Below are 18,013 nucleotides of genomic sequence, written 5' to 3' on the forward strand. Positions count from 1 at the left end.
GCCCGGTTAAGTAGACATCAAAAGGCAGATGTATCCACTATAACTATAACTTCATTTCACCTGATCTATTTTGGTAGCTACCCCTCGACTAGGGTAACTATCCTCATACTGACCTGTTGTCCAAACCCGCACTACGTCACCAACCTGAGCACTATAATCTACTCCTGTCGTTCCCAATATGTATTGTTGTTCCGTACTTTTAGTAGGTGATACGGTTATCGTTGATTCATTTTTCTCCAGAACTATAGCTTCGAAATTGGGTTCCTCATGTACTTTTTGTTGGACAGATTCATTTGAAATCCCTGCATCACCGGTAGTCATGACTTCACGGTCACCTTCAGTCTCACATCCGATGAGAATAAGGGTCGTTACTAACAGAGTTGTTACTAACATAACTGGCATCTTACTTAATATGAATTTATGCTTCATTTGTATCCCCCCAGTAAAAATGGTATATCCTTTGTAACGTAAGGGAGATTCATTTTGTTGCAATCCCGAATTGCTAAGCCAGTAGATCCTCTCAAATGAAAAACAGCCTGCTATAAGCAAGCTGTTCCTCGTGCATCATGCCACTACCGAAGAGATTGTACTCTAGTTCACCTTAACCAGACTCCATTGTTGATTCGCTCCGCCGTTATCCTCCCATTGAATCGTAGAAGCACCCGCACTCATCGATCCTTGATTAATATCGACAGTAAGGCCGCTGTTACGATTAGCCAAAACAATATATCCGCCTACATCAATCGGCAACCACTGCTGGTTATAACCTCCGTTAGCCTGCCACTGAATTAGCGATGCTCCGCCCTGTGTGGAACCGGAATTGACATCAAGCAACAATCCGCTGCCAACGTTCCGGATGGTGTAATATCCGTTGCCTGCCGGCTCCAACTTCCATTGCTGATTGGCTGCTCCGTTATCATTCCATTGAATAATGGTCGCGCCTCCGGCTGAGGAAGCACCATTCACATCCAGTACAAGGCCGCTGTTACGGTTAACAAGCTTGTAAATAGCCCCTGCTTCATACCCTGTGCTGCCACTGTAGGCTGCGCCAGAGATCACATAAGTAGTTACCGAATTCGCTTTAGACGTCGTTGTAAACTTTTTGTTTTGGACCGGTATGTTCGTAAGCTGTTGTAATTTCTCCGTTGCCGAAGTTCGGTACACTTGTACGGACGAACCTACACTTGAGAAGCGACTCAAATCATAGGTTACCGAAGTATCGGTAGATTCCGAGTTTGTTGTAACGAGTACCACTTTGCCGGATGCCGCATCATACGCCGCAAGCGTATTCGCATCACTCATACCAATGATCTTGTAACCTGGACGAATAAATTTGCTGTAATTCCCCATAACATAGTATTTCTGATTAACCGTATAGCTGGTCGTTTTTGTATTGTTCAGCACGTTTTTGAAAAATCCCCAGCCTTCCGCACTATCTACGGCCTGCCAGTACACCCAAGCCGTAGCCCCCATGTTACGCATATCCTTCAGAATGATACGTGACATGGTAAGGCCACTTGCATCCCCATCTCCGTATTCGGATGTCCATAAGTGTTTGCCCGCAGATGCTGCCGTATTACGCATTGCTGTCCGGTTGCTACCATTATACGTATGTGTGTTAATCTGGCTGATCGCTGATTGAACGGCAGTGCTGTAGCTTTTATAGGAGGTGTTGGTATCATCCAGATTGTTTTCTTCCGGTGCACTCAGCTTGGTGGTTAGTCCTTTGGCAATCAAAGATGCCTGAACCTGACTTAGAATCGCATTCTGCTCAGCAAGGCCGAAGTGCATGCCCTCCTGATCATTCCCTTGTTTCCACCAATTCGAGATTGGTTCATTCAGTGGGGTCACCGTATCAAATGTAATGCCCCAATGATCCCGGAAATGCTTCACAACCTCCGTCAAATAATCAGCAAAATCATCATAATAATCCGGCTTGAGGTTATTACCGCCATTCGGTGCTCCTGAGACACCGCCACTGATCGTCATCCAGTAAGGTGCCGAGTTAGCAAAAGCTTCAATGATGTTGACTCCCTGTGCCTTGGCAGCTTGCAACATGTAACGCTGATTTGCATCGGCAGTCCAATCGTACACACCTGGAGAAGGTTGAAAACCAGGAACCGCTTTACGGTATTCAAGGACATTGGATGAAGGGTCATCCCCGCCTCCGATGTTATATCTCAGAATGTTCATGCCAATTCCTGTCGCTGGATTAAACATTTTCTCCACATATTCATCCCGATTTGAATATTCACCAACGACCTTGCCCCACCAAGCCAGCGATGTTCCCCAACCTTCCACCGTCTGATATTGTTTCGATGGATCAGCCACAGCCGTATAAGCTCCAGCAGCCGATACTTCGGACCCTGAACCCAAGCTTCCAACCAGCAGTGTTCCACTTAATAGCACCGCACTCATTCTTTTCAACCACTTCATCTCATCACTCCTTAGACATTTTAGTTAAGCCATTCACTGAGCAATTTCCCGGAAAGTTGCATCGGATTTATCCAGAGCCGTGACAACAGGTTGCAAACGTAACACTTGATCATAATGTCTCAGATACAGATTCGGATTGTTAAATAAGGTATACGAAGTCCAGTTTGCATTTGCCAGCCCGTTAACCCGTTTGAACGTCGCATCATTGCGGAACGTAGCACTGCCGTCATTTTTCACCAGCACAACATTGCCATTATTATTGCGCAGGAAATAACCAGGATAATTCATCGCTTCAAACGAGATGCCCATCGCATTCGCCAAACCAGGAACGATCCGAAACTGAGCATCCTCTGCTGGACTCACGCTGGCATCAATCCGAGCTTGATAGTTATAGTGACGAATGAAACTGCCTGGTACGTTAAACGATTCAAGCTTGCGAATATCACCCGGCTGACCGGATTCTTTCAGTACGGTCATATGGCGTACCATGCCGGACAGACCCGCGATTTCCTGTTTGCCACTCCAACTCTGAAAGTTGTCCGCCGAGTCGCTGTAATAATATTTGTGATCTGCATACCCATCAAAATAAATTCGCCAAGAACCATTATCGAGTTGGATCAACGCCGGTCCTTCTACCCAGGAACCCCAGCCCGCCCAATTACCTGTGCCTTTAAACGTGTATGGCCCTTTCAGCGAGTTGGACGTGGCATATTCAATGTATTTAGTCGTTTCGTTCTTCGTAAACGCGTGATAGGTCGAGCCTGTCTTTACTACAAAAGTGTCAATATAATTGGAAGCAAGACCTGTAAGCACCGCAGGTGCAGACCACGTTGTGGATGCCAGATTGCTTCCTGATGCGGTGATGACATGTGGCTTGAAGTTCTCATAGTTGCCAGGAGAGAGAGAGACGATGATGTTCACACTACCATTCGTGTCTTTGAACCATTCCGGTGCCCAGGTATGGGCAATCGGGGTTGTAGTAGACAACGTAATATTGCGGACAAACGTCCAATTCATCTTGTCCGGGCTGGACGCGATACCAACCGTATTGCCTGACCAGTTGGTGGTGTACACCACATAATACAAACCATCGGTGTGTTTCATGATGCTGGGATCGCGAATTAAGTCCGCCGCAGGTGGGGTATATGCTGGACCTTTCAGCAAACCGTAGTGTTTCGCGTTATATGACTCATAGATATACATGTTGGACTCGCTTGTGTTCGTAAAAGCCGTCATCGTATACACACTGGTTGTTGCTTTCACCGTAATCGGGAATGTGATCGTGAATATCATCAACAATCCTAACGTGAGTAGGAGTACAGCTCTATGTTTGCCCCATCGCTGTGCCCTGCGTTTCCTTTTGGTTAACATGAACCCAGCTCCTTATCCTGCATAAGAATCATATTGGACTACCTTCTGACTGAACGAAGTGTGTGCATAAACATACTTCCTTTTGCCAAGAAGCTGTTACGGTATCTGCTCCCGTCCCATTTACATGAAACATCACCCCCTTTACAGGAATACACGCTTTATGTATACGCTTACAAAATATAATCTTTGTCTCCCTCTCTTGAACATAGAGATGAAGCACTGCTACTTTTCTTTCTTTATGAATTCGCTTAACCCCCCTCATTCTCATATAAATCAGTTTGAACCAAGAGTCGCTATCTATACCAAATTCTCCTATGATTTAGATTTATATATAAGAATGAGGGGCAATTTCCTACAGTCTAAGGCTATTGCTAACACCTAGGGCTATCGTTATCCAATATTATTTATACTTGCTCTATTGCATACATCTTAGATGCATGGCTCTTAAAAGATTTCTAATTTCTAGTTCTATTCTTACTTATATTCTTACTTCTATTTTCAATTCTATTTTAAATTCTGTATTTCCCTTCTATTTTACATGCTATTTTTAGTTGCTATTTCTATTGTCCCACTGTACTCCACGGATATCGTGACATCTCATCCAGCAGCAATCTTACCCGTTCGGGTGTTCTGCCTTCCTCGTCAAAAATGAGCAGTTCATTCTCTTCCCTCAGCCACGCAACAGGAATTTTGTAGTCCTCCTGCGGCCCAATCTGCCAGTATCGGCCCAAATGGTGTCCGTTGACATGAATCGTTCCTTTGCTCATGCCCGTCAAGCGAAGCATCAAGTTTACTTTGTGATGCCCGGCTGTGACAGGTTTGGCAAAACGCCAGCGATACCATACCGGCTGACCGTATGAAGCGCCCGGTGTAGTCACTCCTGGTGTATCCTCTGAGAGATTACATGACTCCCATGACGCAGGAAGTAACGCATCCGTACCAGCCATTCGCCAATCCTGAAGCTCACCCTCATGAAGATAAGTAATCAGCTCAAGTCGATTGAGTGGTGACCGACTATATGGCATCTCAAGCGTATTTACAACGCCAGGCTTCACGTAGCCGGATATATCCAGCGTCTGGAACGCAAACCAGTCCTGATAAGCAGGCATCGGAATTTCAATGCCGTTAATACGCAAACCTTTGCTCGGAGCACCCACAAGTACAGCCCGATCCATACCATCCAGCGTAAAACTTTGACGAAGCACCGTTCTTCCCCGAATGGAGTTCACTTCATCCAAATGTATAGTTCCTATTTCTGTTCCTGTACTCGTATCTGTCTCTGACTCCATCTGCCAATCGCGGCGAATATCCTGTACTTGCCCACCAAGGTACACCGCTCCTGTCACACCCTTGTGTTCCCCAAGATAAGGAGAAAAGTTTAGTCGGCCCATATGCTGTACAAGCATTTGCAACGTATTCTGCCCCTGAGTTACCTGAATGGGAACAGCCGCCGCACCAACCTGGCGCACTAGCGCTTGCTCAGCACCGTTAACGATAATTCTCGCGGTATCTTGTATGTTAGGCAGCACGAGATTCATCATTCCATCCACCGTACTATCAAAATCGCATTCATACAACAGATAGCCAAAGTCCTGACCGTACTTGGAAAAATCGATAGGATGCCCGCTCGCAGAGCGTTGCTTTGCCGTTAATGTAACACGGGAGAACTCAGGAGATTTGCACAACACCGGAGCCAGAGGCGCTGCAGGAATCACCCAAGCAGGCTGATGTTCAACTGCAATAGATGCTGATTCAGGCTGTGTCTCCACTTCTTGAGTAAAAAACTCACGTCCAGTCCGTGTCTGTTCGCCATCTTGCCAGTCGCCCAGCAACATCGTTGTACGCTCGGGATCAGAGATCATGCCTTTCACTTGCCCGGACGCCGTGACATCCACATCGTCAAAACCGATGGCATAACGCAAGCTTTTGCCATCAGCAGATTCCATTCGCCATGTGCGATTCATCGCGTCACGATCCAGAATGATGAACCGAATGGCGATGCCACTCGCTTCAAAACGCATTATTCCCGGCTCCTGAAAATGGAATAGGTCAAAACGATATGCATTTCTCCCCGCATCCTGTTCAATCAGTACTTGCATCGTGCTTTCTTTCAGGATCAATCCTCCTGCCATCGCGTCCTGTTTTGCACCCAGTTCCAATTCAACCACCGAGCGTTGTCCACGGTCAGCTGTGATGAACAACGTCAGTTCTCCATTAATCATCTCATTACCGGTTATTAAAGCTCCTGCGGTAAGGTACACCTGTTCAGCAATTTGCACACGATCCAGCAATGGAACAATCTGTCCCGGATGAATCGATATCGGCAACGTACGGCCTTCCTCAAGCGTAACGCTCACTGTCTCACGTTCATCCTTGTGACTCTCCACGAACCAGATTTTTTCTTCCTCCGCCTGCCTCCCTCGTACGGAAATGCCGCCCGGATGCCGAACCTGAATCTTTTCAGCTACGATCTCCTCAGATTCCATCAGCAGTGATCCAAACGCACGCACAAAATAAGACAGGTTTTTCGTCACTGCATATTTCGGCGTCACGCGTCCATATTCACTCAGCGGAGCATCGTAATCATACGATGTGATCATGAATATATCGCTGTCACCCAGCGTTCTTCCACCATATCCACCGAAATTAGTGCCCCCGTAGAACATGTAATAACTGATCCCCGTATATCCGGCTCGCAGAATTTCCATGATTCTTCGGTCCAGCAGAGAAGGCGTCTTCTGGATTGCCGAAGGTCCTCCCCAATTTTCAAACCAGCCGGTCCAGAATTCAGTAACAATCTTTGGTGTATCTGGCTGTTTCGAACGTAAATTAGCATAATGTCCATCCGCACCAGACCAGAAGTTCGCTCCCTCAATCGTTCCTTCCGCTCCGCCAACACATGTAATCAGCGGGACGTCTATCCCTCGTTCCAGTATCCCATCTCTAAGTGTGGTCATATGTGTGCTTGCCGCATCATCATCCATCAGATAACCGTACTCGTTTTCGACCTGGACGAGGATTACCGTACCTCCGGCAGACAATTGACGCTTACGAATAACAGGGATGATCTGATCAAAGTAGAGCTGCACATAATGAAGGTACGTTTCATTATTTTCACGGAATTTTACATTCTCTTTCGTTCCCAACCAGTACGGAAATCCACCAAAATCCCATTCCGCGCAAATAAACGGACCCGGTCGTGCAATAACCCACATACCTAGCTCTGCACACAGATCAAGAAATGCACCGCAGTCGTTATCGCCTTCGAAGGACCATTGTCCCTCTTCCGGTTCGTGCACGTTCCATGCGAAATAGGTATCAATGCAGTTCATTCCTGCCAGCTTGGCCTTCATTAAGACATCACGCCATTCTTCCTTAGGCATACGGAAATAATGAATGGTCGCACTGTTCAGGAAGATACGTTCACCGTTTAGATAAAAGCTGCGCGCATCATATGTCAGCTCCGTATGAACATCATTCTTGCTGCTGAGCTTGTTATTCTCTTGTTCTTGAAACAAAAGTGATGTTGGTTCTGTCAACGCGATCCCCTCCTTCTCTTTTTTATAGATAAAGAACGCTCTCAATTGAAGTACATATTTACACGGAACACTCCGATGCCAGAATAACTTGCAGATCGCTGTTATCCCCAGATTTTTTTGATTCCCTTATTCAAGGGAAAAATCCGGTGATAAATGCGAACGCTCCGCTTCCTCCAGTTATTTCTGCCCTCTCCGTTAATGTGTAAATTATTCATTCAAACCAGATCGTTCAACTTCATACGCCGCACTTCAATGACACAGAACAACTTGCAGATCGGGACTGTTCTCCGCTATTACTCTGCAGATGGCAAAACACCTTCAAGCACGACAGTAGTGATGGAGTTATCTGCGGTTGGCACTTCAATGCCGTTAGTGTACACCGGGATATCCTCCAGCTTCTGCATATTGAGCTCCGGTGATGTCTGGTACACCTGGGCGGAGCCTGTTTTGGCAACATCCCAGCCGGTCAGGTCAAATGCTTTGTTTTCCGCTGACAACTCATTCCGAATCACCAGTACAAGCCGCTGTGCCTTGGCATCATAAGCTGCAAGTGTTCTGCCTTCATCCGTCGGAATAATAACCGCGCCTGGACGAATGTACTTCGTGAACTGGGCCATACCATAATATTGTTTGGTCATCTCATATTGTTCATCTCCGTTAAAATTCGCATGAATGAAACCCCAGTTGTTATTCGCTCCTTCGTCTTCAACAGCCTGCCAGTATACCCAGGCGGAAGGCTGCATGATTTTGAGATCAAACATGATACGGTCTGCCAGCTCCTGTACCGAGGTCATGTCCTCATGGTTATGCGGCTCGGTACCGCCGGTGCCATATTCAGACATCCACAGCTTTTTGCCGAGTTTATCAGCCAGAGCACGCAGTTCTTCCATTTTGCTGCCGTTATACGAATGGGTATTCATCTGCTTCACCGCATCGATCGTATCCTGGTCATACAGGCTGAAATTAAATACGGTCTCATCGATGCTATTATCGTCCGCAGCACTGATTACCGTGCCATCCAGTCCTTTGCTTTGGAGAGAAGCGGCCGTTTTCTTAATAATCTCGGCCTGTTTCTCAGTACTGAAATGACTGCCCTCCTGCTGATTCCCCTTTTTCCACCAGTTAGCCGAAGGTTCATTCAGCGGATCAAGGGTGCGAAATGTAATGCCCCACGTATCCCGATAATGCTTCACCACTTCCGTCAAATAGTCGGCGAACGCATCATACTGATCTTCACGCAGATTATTACCGCCATCCTCGGCACCAGTGACCGAGCCACTAATCGTCATCCAATACGGTGGTGAGTTGGAGAAGGCCTCCGTGATGTTGACTCCGCGTTTGATCGCACCCTGCATTACGGAACGCTGACCCGCATCCGCTTCCCAATCCCACTTGCCCGGCTCAGGCTGAAAACCTGGAACGTCACCACCTGGACGAAGCGCGTTCATTTCCGGGTTCTCTTCACCGCCTATATTGTAACGAACGATGTTAAGTCCCAAGCCCTTGGCCGGATCAAATATCAGATCCATAACCTCATCCACCTTCGCCTGATCCTTCCAGCCACCGAGATCATTCGCCCACCAAGCCAGCGACGTACCCCAGCCTTCAAAATGATCATACGACTGCTCCAGCTTGAGACGCACCGGATCTTCCTGGAATACAAGTGCCTTGGGAGTTGAATTCATATAATGATTGATAGCCATTCCTCCTACCGCTACCAAGGCCAGCAAAGCTGTACCTGCGAATACCAAACCTCGTCTGCCCCTGAAACGCTGTTCATGATGTGCCATCGTGACTCCTTCTTTCGTGATCCATAGATCTTCTAAGTTGATGTAGTTCATTTTGTGAAGTTGCTCGTGTTGTGTACATTTTGAAACCCATTTCATGAAATCGGTTTCATTAAGTTGAAAATTAAAACCCGTTCCACAGTATGAAAAGGGTCTCATTTACGCCCTCATTATATTTCACGCTTCAAATAAATGTCAACGCTTTCTTTTTTGGAGAAGCAGACCTACTACCGGGCGGCAGGTCCTGTACTTTGGCGGATAATCAGCCTAGGTTCCAATACATTCTGTTTCTTCGGTTTGCCTTGATTGATCAGATCATGTAACATATCCACGGCCTGTTTGCCCAATTGATACGTATTCTGGGATATCGTTGTCAGTTCAGGGATCACGGCACTCGCTAGCGGTGTATCATCAAAACCGATGATCGAAATATCTTTCGGGATCGACAAACCATACTCAATGGTCGATTTAATCGCGCCAATCGCATTATTGTCGTTGACACAGATCACTGCCGTTGGCGGATTGTCCTGCTGCAGAAGTTTGGACATCTCCCGCTTGCCGTCGTCAATCGAGAAACCACCTAACAGCTGGCGTTCTTTTGGTATTTCAATCCCATGTTCACGTAGTTTCTTCTGTACCGCTTTCACCTTGACCATCGTGGTAGATAGCTCCTTCATTCCCCCGACAAAAGCAATCTCCCGATGCCCCAGCTCAAGTAGATGCTCTGCAGCCATAGCCGCACCGGCTCCCTCGTCTGTGTATACCCGGTGAAGTCCGCTCTTGGCAATGTTACCATTGACCAGCACAATAGGCATATGCCTGCTCATATCCATCAATTCCTGTGCCATGTTATCAGGGCAGACCTGTAAATTGATACGTCCACCGAGAAAGATAATGCCATCCACCCGTTTCTCACGCAAAATAGAGAGATATTCAGACTCACGATTAGAGTCCCCTGCTGTGTTACATAAGAAGAACGTATACCCGAGTCCACGTGCTTCATTCTCTGCCCCCCAGAACACTTCAGGGAAAAAGGGGTTGGTGATATCCGGCAAAATGATGGCGATGGTGCCCGTCTCTTTCTTGATCAGGCTGCGTGCCTGAGCGTTCGGTTGAAACTGATGTTTCTCGATAATCGACATTATCTTCTCTCGCGTGCTGGCACGAACCGGAGCCGTATCATTCAACACCCGGGAGACGGTCGATACAGATACGTTTGCTTCTTTCGCAATATCATATATGGTGATCGATGTCATAGGGGGGAAACCTTCCTTTTTTCTCTATTTACCTGCTTATCATACCAGATAAGATATCACGAATGAAATGCATTTCATTCTACAAGATGCCTAGCGTGTGAAAATAAACAGCTTGCTGTCGGCATTCACTACTTGTGTGCCGTTGCTCAGTTGAACCAAAGGCATATCCCAATGGGTATGCCCGCTGAACACCAGCGTCTCCGGCCCGGCCTCCAAGGCCTGCCGGATGAGCGGTTCACCCCTAAGCCCAAGCTCGGCGATGCCCGGGCTTTGGTGCAAAAGCAAGCAATCCGGTTGCTGCTTCAGCAACTTGAGCACGGATTGCAGGTACGGCTCTGCCGGCAGCCGGTTCGGCTTGTCAGGCCTGCCGATGATGCCGCCAAGGCCCGCGATGCGTAGCTGACGCGCCTTGGCGGCGTGGGGCGCAAGGCCATCCGGTGGGTGGCCAGCGCTAATGATTGCAGCTGGTCCATCCATGCAATGGATGCCCTCGCTGTGGTGTAACCGATGAGCGTCTGCATCATCGGTTATATCGTGGTTGCCGTGGACGCCGGCAACCCAGCCGAAGGCTGCCCTGAAGGCAAGCCAGACGGGAACCGGATTGCCGCTCGCTCCCCTTTTCCCGCGCAGGGCATACATATCTCCACATAACAGCACACCCGTCTTCTGCGGATCGAGCTCAGGCCACTCCACCTCCATCAGCAGACGAATATAGGCAGGCAACATCTCACCCAAAAGCTTATCCGTAGCCCATGTGTCAGAAGCGGCATCAGATTCCTTCTCCATCACAGGTTCAATTCCCTGCAAATCCGAAGTGACAATCAGTGCATCGATACCTTTAGGCAAGCCATCTAATGTACCGTGATAGATCGGAAGCTGAGCCTGAATGACCTCGCCGCCAGGAATCGCATTCAAATACGCATAATGTTCAATGGGATCATGATTCAGTTGCTGTATTTTCAACTTACCTCTCCCCCTTTCCTTATATATTATTTTACATTCTAATCGGCAATTATGGTCCATATATTAAATTGTAAGCGAATTCATTGGGAAACAAAGGAGTGTGACGACGCCATGATCATTCAAGTGAGTCCGCAGGCAGAAGAAAGACTGGTTGAACAACTGGGCGACCAGCCGGGCTTTTTCAAGTTATTTTATGATACTGATGGTTGCAGTTCTGATGGAATTGCGGTACTTCTGATCTTAAATGAACGAGACAGTGATGACGTGCCTATTGAGGCAGGTTCGCTTCCGTTTGTGATTAATAAAAAGCAAAAAATTCACTTTGAAGCCTGTTTACGTCTGCAATCCGAAAATAACTTCCCTTCCTTCCGTCTCAGCAGTGATTCAATGATTTACGGAAGTAACGTAAAGGTGCATGATCTGCGGGATGTAGCTAACGTAACGTCTGAATCTACGGATTGGTCTATTAAATAATCACTTTGCATGGATGAAGATTAGAAACAGAACCTCCCTCTCCCACAATGTTGCGGAAAGAGAGGTTTTGTTGGTATATCTACTTTATTAACCAAATTCCAGAGCAAGCAATTTCTTTATATTATTATGTTGATTGATAACCAAACCCTTCTACGACTTGTAACGTTTATTTTACAAGCGCCCTAAACACAGTAACACTCAAGAAAAGAGGACTACCGATGAGAAACTTCCATATCCTGTACCAAGCTATTCCCGTACTCATAATCTCACTCATATTTATTTCAGGATGCAGTAGCGGTGAAAGTAGCACTAAAGCCCCTCCACCAACAATTAAGCCTGGCGAAGCACAGAATCGCGAATACCTTTCCATTACGAACACCGAATACGTCAATGGGACAGATTCCGCGGATGGAATGAAAATGAATGTGTATACATACGACTTAGAGTCCAAAGCTCTCAATAAAATGACTGACTTGCCATATAACTCACAATATCCCTTGACCGTAGTTTCGTTGGCAGAAGACACCACGTATTATTCGGGTGAGGGCAAAAATAAAGGGGATGAGCTATTCGCTTATGATATGAGAACACAGCAAGTGCAGCAATTAAGTTCTAATTTATTTGCGATAAATGCAATAATCCCGGATGTCACTGAGAATACACTAATGATGGCTGCTGTGCAAAAAGGAGAACGCCCTGTAAAGGTCATGTTTCTGGATAAAGCAACACAAAAAATCTCGATATTAAATGAGCAAGATTCAGATACGACCACATGGGACATCGCATATGATCCAGAAACAGAAAAAGCATACGCCATCCAATACTCTGAGGAAGAACAATATGAGCAGATGGAGAAATCAAATCAGACCCAAAAACCGATGGTTCCACCAAGTCATACCATTATCGAAATTGATCCCGTAACGAGTCAAACTCGTGCAATCATCAAACTCAAAGATGAACAGATTCTCACTTTATCCGCAAGAGGAAACCAGCTTCTCATCGCAACGGCAAAACACATTAACAAAATGCCCATCGGATATAGTCTTGTGGATCTGAAGACAGGACAACGAAAGGAACTTCATCTTCCGATCAAGGCCAGTAGTGAATTATTTCTGGACAAAGACGGTAACGGATTTTATTTTCTTGGGGAAAAAGGAAATGGAAGTACTGAGCGAGGCATTTATTATTATGATATGAAAACGAACGAGATTAAGACTGTTTTTTTGCAAAAAGAAGGATTCATCAATAACTTCACGCTGGTATCGGAGTTTGTCGAAAAATGAGATTTGATCCCTTGGTATTCTCGCCTGAAGGCGGATTGTGTGTACCGCACCGAGAACCTCCTCCTTATCGAGTTAGTAGATTCAACTTGGGAGACAATGGCGTTCTTGGAGAAGTTCTTAACCCCTGTTTCATTCAGATCATAAAAAACACGTCTATCTTTTTCTTAATTTTGAATCATTATTCCAAATGTTGACAAATGAACGAGATTGAAATAATGTTATAATATTACATTTATTCATTATAAATCAAAGGGGAGTTTTAACGATGTCAATTAATATACTACCTCTTGGAAAACCAATTGTGGCTCCGTGGTCTTATAATGGGCATATTTTTTCAATCCTATCCGCAGGCTCTCAAAATTACATACCTTGGTTAAATTCTAATTTTTTAACTTTGGAACTAGCTCAAGGTTTGAATGGGGATGATACTATCATTACCTTTAAGTATATTTCTTGCCCATTCATCTCAGATCAGAAAATAAACAGAAAATCAATAACATACTGGCATAAAGATATTATAGAATTCTTCAAAGAATGTATAGATCTAAATTACTATATCTATTTATTTGTTGATCAGTTCTTCATTTCTTGTTATCCCAACTATAATAAAAACCATGTTGCCCATGATCCGATGATTTCTGGTTATGACGATTTGAAGGGAGTTTTTTTTCTTTCTGACTTTACCTTAGCAGAGGATAGTTCTTTGAGGTATCAAACAACTGAAATACCTTATAATGAAGTAGAGCAAGCCTATTTAAACCTGCCAACTGAATGGGATCACAGCAATGGAATTACACTTTTCCAATACTGCAATAATGTAAATGAACCATTTAATAAGGAGCTTGTAAAAGTTGAACTCAAAGATTATCTAAATTCCCGTTTCTCGTATAAACCATACCTTTCTCTATCACTTTCACACAATGTTAAATCTAAGTATGGATTAGAAATATACGATTCAATTATAAATAGTTCAATTTCAATGGAAGAGATGGACTTCAGATTTTTTCATGTTATTGAGATCCATAAATCACTAATGTTTAATAAAATTAAATTCTTGATAGAAAATGGTTATATATCCGATAAACATCACGAAAATTTTAAGAAAATAAAACTAAAGTCTGAACTTATCAGAAATATTTCATTGAAAAATTCCATAAAACCTCGTGATTCAATATCATCAAAAATAAGAAATTTATTGAGTGATATACAAGAAATAGAAAAAGAATCATTAAGGAAAGTGCTATTGGAGTTAGAACGTTAATTGGGAAAGGTAACCTCCTCGTTTGGACTGAAAAATTGCCACAACGACATATTGGTAAAACAAAAGCTGCCACCTGTAAAATACAGATAGCAGCTTCAACAAGTGGTCTAGTTTTTCATAATGTCCTATACAAAGAGTACGTCTTAAAATTGACCGGAGTTTATGTTTTCATACAAAGCATACATAGAATGTCGAGCTATGTCATCCCACAGCCTTATTCTTGAAATAAATCCTTACTAGCTCGTTTTAAACCGTGCCGATTCCTCAGCGAGCTGTTTGGTCAAAGCATCGATGGTCTGCACCAGCTCCGCCAAATGCTCGGTCATTCCGGACTGCTCCTCCATGGTGGCGGTGACTTCTTCAATGGATGCGGATACTTCCTCACCCGAAGCGGACAAGTTCTGAGCGGCGCCAAGGACTTCGTCCTTATCCCGTTCAATGGACTCGATCTCGGAGGCGATCGCCTGCACCTGATTCATCATATTTTGCATATTTCGCGTTGCAAAATTAAAGGTTTCCTTGGTTTGCATCACGCTGCTCTTATGCTGCTCGGCGATGGCCTCAATGGCCTGTACACTCTGGTTATTCTGCTCCACATGTTCAATTGTCTGCATAACGATGCGATGAATATCTTCGGATTGCGCGGTTGTCTGTTCTGCCAGCTTGCGTATTTCGGAGGCCACCACGGCAAAACCACGGCCCTGTTCTCCCGCTCGCGCTGCTTCAATGGACGCATTCAGCGCAAGCAGTTTAGTCTGATTCGCAATTTCGGCAATGGTGCTTGTAATCTGTTGAATACCGGATGAACTCTCTGCAAGTTGAACAGTAATCTTTGAAATGTTACTTACCTCTGCTTCATTCCGATCATTAACGGCGATAAGGGCATCGATCACTTCATGATTATCTCGGAATGCATCGGTAATTTCATCCGCTTTAGCCATGACAGACTGGGACATCTCGTTGACATGTACAATCTTGCCGCCCACACTCATAAATTGATCCACGATCGCCTCTGTATCGTTAGCCTGCGACTCCATTGCACGGGATATTTCAAGTGCAGTGGCTGTGGTATCGGTAATCGATGTAGATGTCTGCTGTGCAGACTGATCCAGTTCCGCCGTACTTTTATTCAAAACACCAATAGAAGCGTTCATACTGGCAATCAGTTGTCTGTTTCCTTCAGCCATCGTATTAAAGCTATCCGCGAGTTCGCCGAACTCCCCACTGTATTTCTCCTTCGCCTGTACCGTCAAGTCTCCCCCGGCAAGCTGTTTAAACAGTGTGGTAATGGATGTAACCGGTCTTGTCATCACCCGTGAGAGTAGAATACCTACAATTATTGAGAAGGCTATGGAACTGAATAGAACAATATACATTTTATTCGCCATGCTCGTTAATGGTTGATTGACGTCTATATAAGAATCCTCAACAATAATCGTCCAATCCGATTGTGGAATTTTGGAATAAAACACCACTTTCTCGTCCGTGCTTACCTCGCCCTGTTGTAATTTATCACTTGGAGCCAAATCCACAAGAGACTTGTATTCCCCGCTTTCTAACGGTTTCCCTGCCATATCTGCATCTGCCGAGTGATACATCACCTTACCCACCCGATCCAGAACAATCACTTTACCTTCGTCGTTAATCTTGACGTTCTGCAATTGGTTCACAAAAAATGAAGTGGATATCGTAGCAATAAGAACCCCGTTGACTTGCTGATTCTCATCATACATCGGGGAGGCAAAGACTGTGCCAAGTGTACCCAGCGTTTTGGAAATGATACCTTCACTGATCACTTGACGTCCTTGAATTGTTTCCTTAAAATAAACCCGATCTGCCCGATCTCCGCCCACGGCCTTAGGGTCGTTCGCTGCGACTACCGTGCCATTCTTATCAATCAGCATGAGCACAACAGCGCCCTCAATACCTTCTAAACTTTGAGCTAATATATCATTGGATTCACTAATTAAGCTCTGATTTTCCTCGAAAAAGACATTTGCCTCTTGCCCTTGATTCGCACTCCGAATCGCCAGCAATTGTTCAAAATCCTTATGTTTGGTCATTAGAAATGCGGCTTGCTTGGATAACTGAAGGGAGGTGAACAGCCCTGCTCCAATTCGATCCGAATTGGCATGAATCTCATCTTTACTCTTTTTCTGTGTAATGCCTTCAGCTACCTTATAACACAGCACAGCCGTTACGGTCAGTACGATACACACGAGAAGACTGATCATTAATGGTAATTTGACCCGAAAAGACATATTCCTTAGTCGCTGTCCTGCTTTTGCAAAAAACATAAATACTTCCACCATCCATCCCGATTTTGTATGAACCCATATAATGTTTGATATTTTAATATCGGTATGGATCAGACAATTTGTAAGTCAGTGGAGGGTTTGTATCAAGAAATTTCTTAGCTTAAATGAGCTACGAATGATTACAACGAAAACACAATAAAATGACGCTGGTAAATACCGATGTCATCTTTGATTTTAGGTGCACAACTCTTATTCGTCTAAACGACAAACGCGAGTACCTTGGTCTAATTTTATATTTTCAAGATCTAAAATTATTTTCTGTATTGCTATCCTTTCCTTCATCTCAATCTGGCTTATCAAACGAATAACATGTTGTATATCCTGCTTACTCTCTGAGAACATATATTTTAGACAGAGATTTCTTAGAATCAAGCACTGCTTCTTAATATCTCTGTATGCTTCAGAATGTAATTCATAATCGGTAATATAGTTTAGATTATTTAGATATTCTAGCCCTCTTAAGATGACTTCTTTATGGTCATATAACAAATGTACGGATCTAACAAGACTGAAAACAAACTCTTTACTCCCTCTAACGTGATTGATAAGAAAAGAATAAACGCCGATCCCCCAGCTATCTGAGTCTTTGCCTGGTTCTTCAATTAACTTATAGTCGACAGAGGATTTAGTCTTGTATAGATATTCTTTTAATTGTTTTATTAGATATTCAAGATCAAGCTTAAACTCTCTTTTATGATCTTTAAGCTTCAAAAGTTGTACACCTTTAAACCACTCTCCTTCGGAATAAGGACTAAGAAACGCCTTGTTAACGCTTTCAAAATTAGCTTCCTCGAAAGAATAAATAGTTCTGAAAAAATCAGCTATATAAAAAACTTGTCTTTGTTGGTCATATCCATAAATTAGCATATCATGTGCTCCATGCCTCTTACCAAAACTTTCATAGGATGAAATGTAGTATTGATCAATACTCAAATATACGTAATGCCCCTCATTTATTGCATCAATAATAAATTGTTCTATATTATCACACCATTTAGACAAAACCCTTTTTTCGTAATGATGCATCTTAAACAATCTATAGTACTCTCGAAAAACAGGTGTATAGAATTGTATGTATACTTCTGGAGTCTCCCATGCCACGAGTTGAATATGACTATGAATAAACCACGGGTAATAATCCTCATAATTGACCAGTATAGCGTTTGTGTTAGCGAACACGGGAAGAGACGTAATCCAAGGATACTTCATAGGCAATATTTTTTTAGATGCCACATGTTATCTTCCTTTCTTTAGCTATCATGTGTTGTAAAGAATCTATGAGAATAAAGCGGTTATATCCATCTGCCATGTGGTATATTATTCCA

The 18,013-nt window shown here is 44.3% G+C and carries 12 protein-coding genes; 3 read left to right on the forward strand and 9 right to left on the reverse strand.

The window, feature by feature from the left end; all coding sequences use genetic code 11:
• Positions 1-51 precede the first annotated feature (51 nt).
• From MKY23_RS21030 to MKY23_RS21060, 7 genes are all read right to left on the reverse strand, one after another.
• The gene (locus tag MKY23_RS21030) at positions 52-393 is read right to left on the reverse strand and encodes a hypothetical protein (protein WP_339831977.1); all 342 of its coding nucleotides are present in this window, start codon (positions 391-393) and stop codon (positions 52-54) included.
• A 198-nt stretch (positions 394-591) separates the two neighbouring features.
• Complete coding sequence (locus MKY23_RS21035) at positions 592-2,436, reverse strand: RICIN domain-containing protein (protein WP_339831979.1); 1,845 nt, start codon at positions 2,434-2,436, stop codon at positions 592-594.
• 33 nt (positions 2,437-2,469) lie between these two features.
• Entirely contained in the window at positions 2,470-3,807 is a 1,338-nt protein-coding gene (locus MKY23_RS21040; protein WP_339831981.1) for a glycoside hydrolase family 43 protein, read from the reverse strand.
• A gap of 560 nt (positions 3,808-4,367) precedes the next feature.
• On the reverse strand, positions 4,368-7,346 hold the full coding sequence (locus tag MKY23_RS21045; RefSeq protein ID WP_339831984.1) for a beta-galactosidase: 2,979 nt from the start codon (positions 7,344-7,346) through the stop codon (positions 4,368-4,370).
• Between the two features lie 293 nt (positions 7,347-7,639).
• Positions 7,640-9,232, reverse strand: coding sequence for a glycoside hydrolase (locus tag MKY23_RS21050; protein ID WP_339831986.1), 1,593 nt, complete (start codon positions 9,230-9,232; stop codon positions 7,640-7,642).
• A 128-nt stretch (positions 9,233-9,360) separates the two neighbouring features.
• The gene (locus MKY23_RS21055; protein WP_090915238.1) at positions 9,361-10,389 is read right to left on the reverse strand and encodes a LacI family DNA-binding transcriptional regulator; all 1,029 of its coding nucleotides are present in this window, start codon (positions 10,387-10,389) and stop codon (positions 9,361-9,363) included.
• A gap of 90 nt (positions 10,390-10,479) precedes the next feature.
• Positions 10,480-11,412, reverse strand: coding sequence for a metallophosphoesterase family protein (locus MKY23_RS21060; RefSeq protein ID WP_221790319.1), 933 nt, complete (start codon positions 11,410-11,412; stop codon positions 10,480-10,482).
• Between the two features lie 51 nt (positions 11,413-11,463).
• On the opposite strand from MKY23_RS21060, the gene MKY23_RS21065 reads away from it, so the two are divergent.
• The 3 genes from MKY23_RS21065 (at position 11,464) to MKY23_RS21075 (ending at position 14,370) form a co-directional block, all read left to right on the forward strand.
• Complete coding sequence (locus MKY23_RS21065; RefSeq protein WP_221790322.1) at positions 11,464-11,826, forward strand: iron-sulfur cluster biosynthesis family protein; 363 nt, start codon at positions 11,464-11,466, stop codon at positions 11,824-11,826.
• A gap of 218 nt (positions 11,827-12,044) precedes the next feature.
• Entirely contained in the window at positions 12,045-13,109 is a 1,065-nt protein-coding gene (locus tag MKY23_RS21070; protein ID WP_339831991.1) for a hypothetical protein, read from the forward strand.
• Positions 13,110-13,374: 265 nt separating this feature from the next.
• On the forward strand, positions 13,375-14,370 hold the full coding sequence (locus tag MKY23_RS21075; protein ID WP_154983314.1) for a hypothetical protein: 996 nt from the start codon (positions 13,375-13,377) through the stop codon (positions 14,368-14,370).
• 236 nt (positions 14,371-14,606) lie between these two features.
• Here the strand turns inward: MKY23_RS21075 and MKY23_RS21080 are convergent, their stop codons facing one another.
• Complete coding sequence (locus tag MKY23_RS21080; protein ID WP_339831996.1) at positions 14,607-16,667, reverse strand: methyl-accepting chemotaxis protein; 2,061 nt, start codon at positions 16,665-16,667, stop codon at positions 14,607-14,609.
• A 210-nt stretch (positions 16,668-16,877) separates the two neighbouring features.
• Positions 16,878-17,921 (reverse strand): BtrH N-terminal domain-containing protein, encoded by a 1,044-nt coding sequence (locus MKY23_RS21085; protein ID WP_186812236.1) that lies wholly within the window; start codon positions 17,919-17,921, stop codon positions 16,878-16,880.
• Between the last annotated feature and the right edge of the window lie 92 nt (positions 17,922-18,013).

Source organism: Paenibacillus sp. FSL R7-0272 (assembly GCF_037969905.1).
GTDB classification, from domain to species: Bacteria; Bacillota; Bacilli; order Paenibacillales; family Paenibacillaceae; genus Paenibacillus; species Paenibacillus polysaccharolyticus.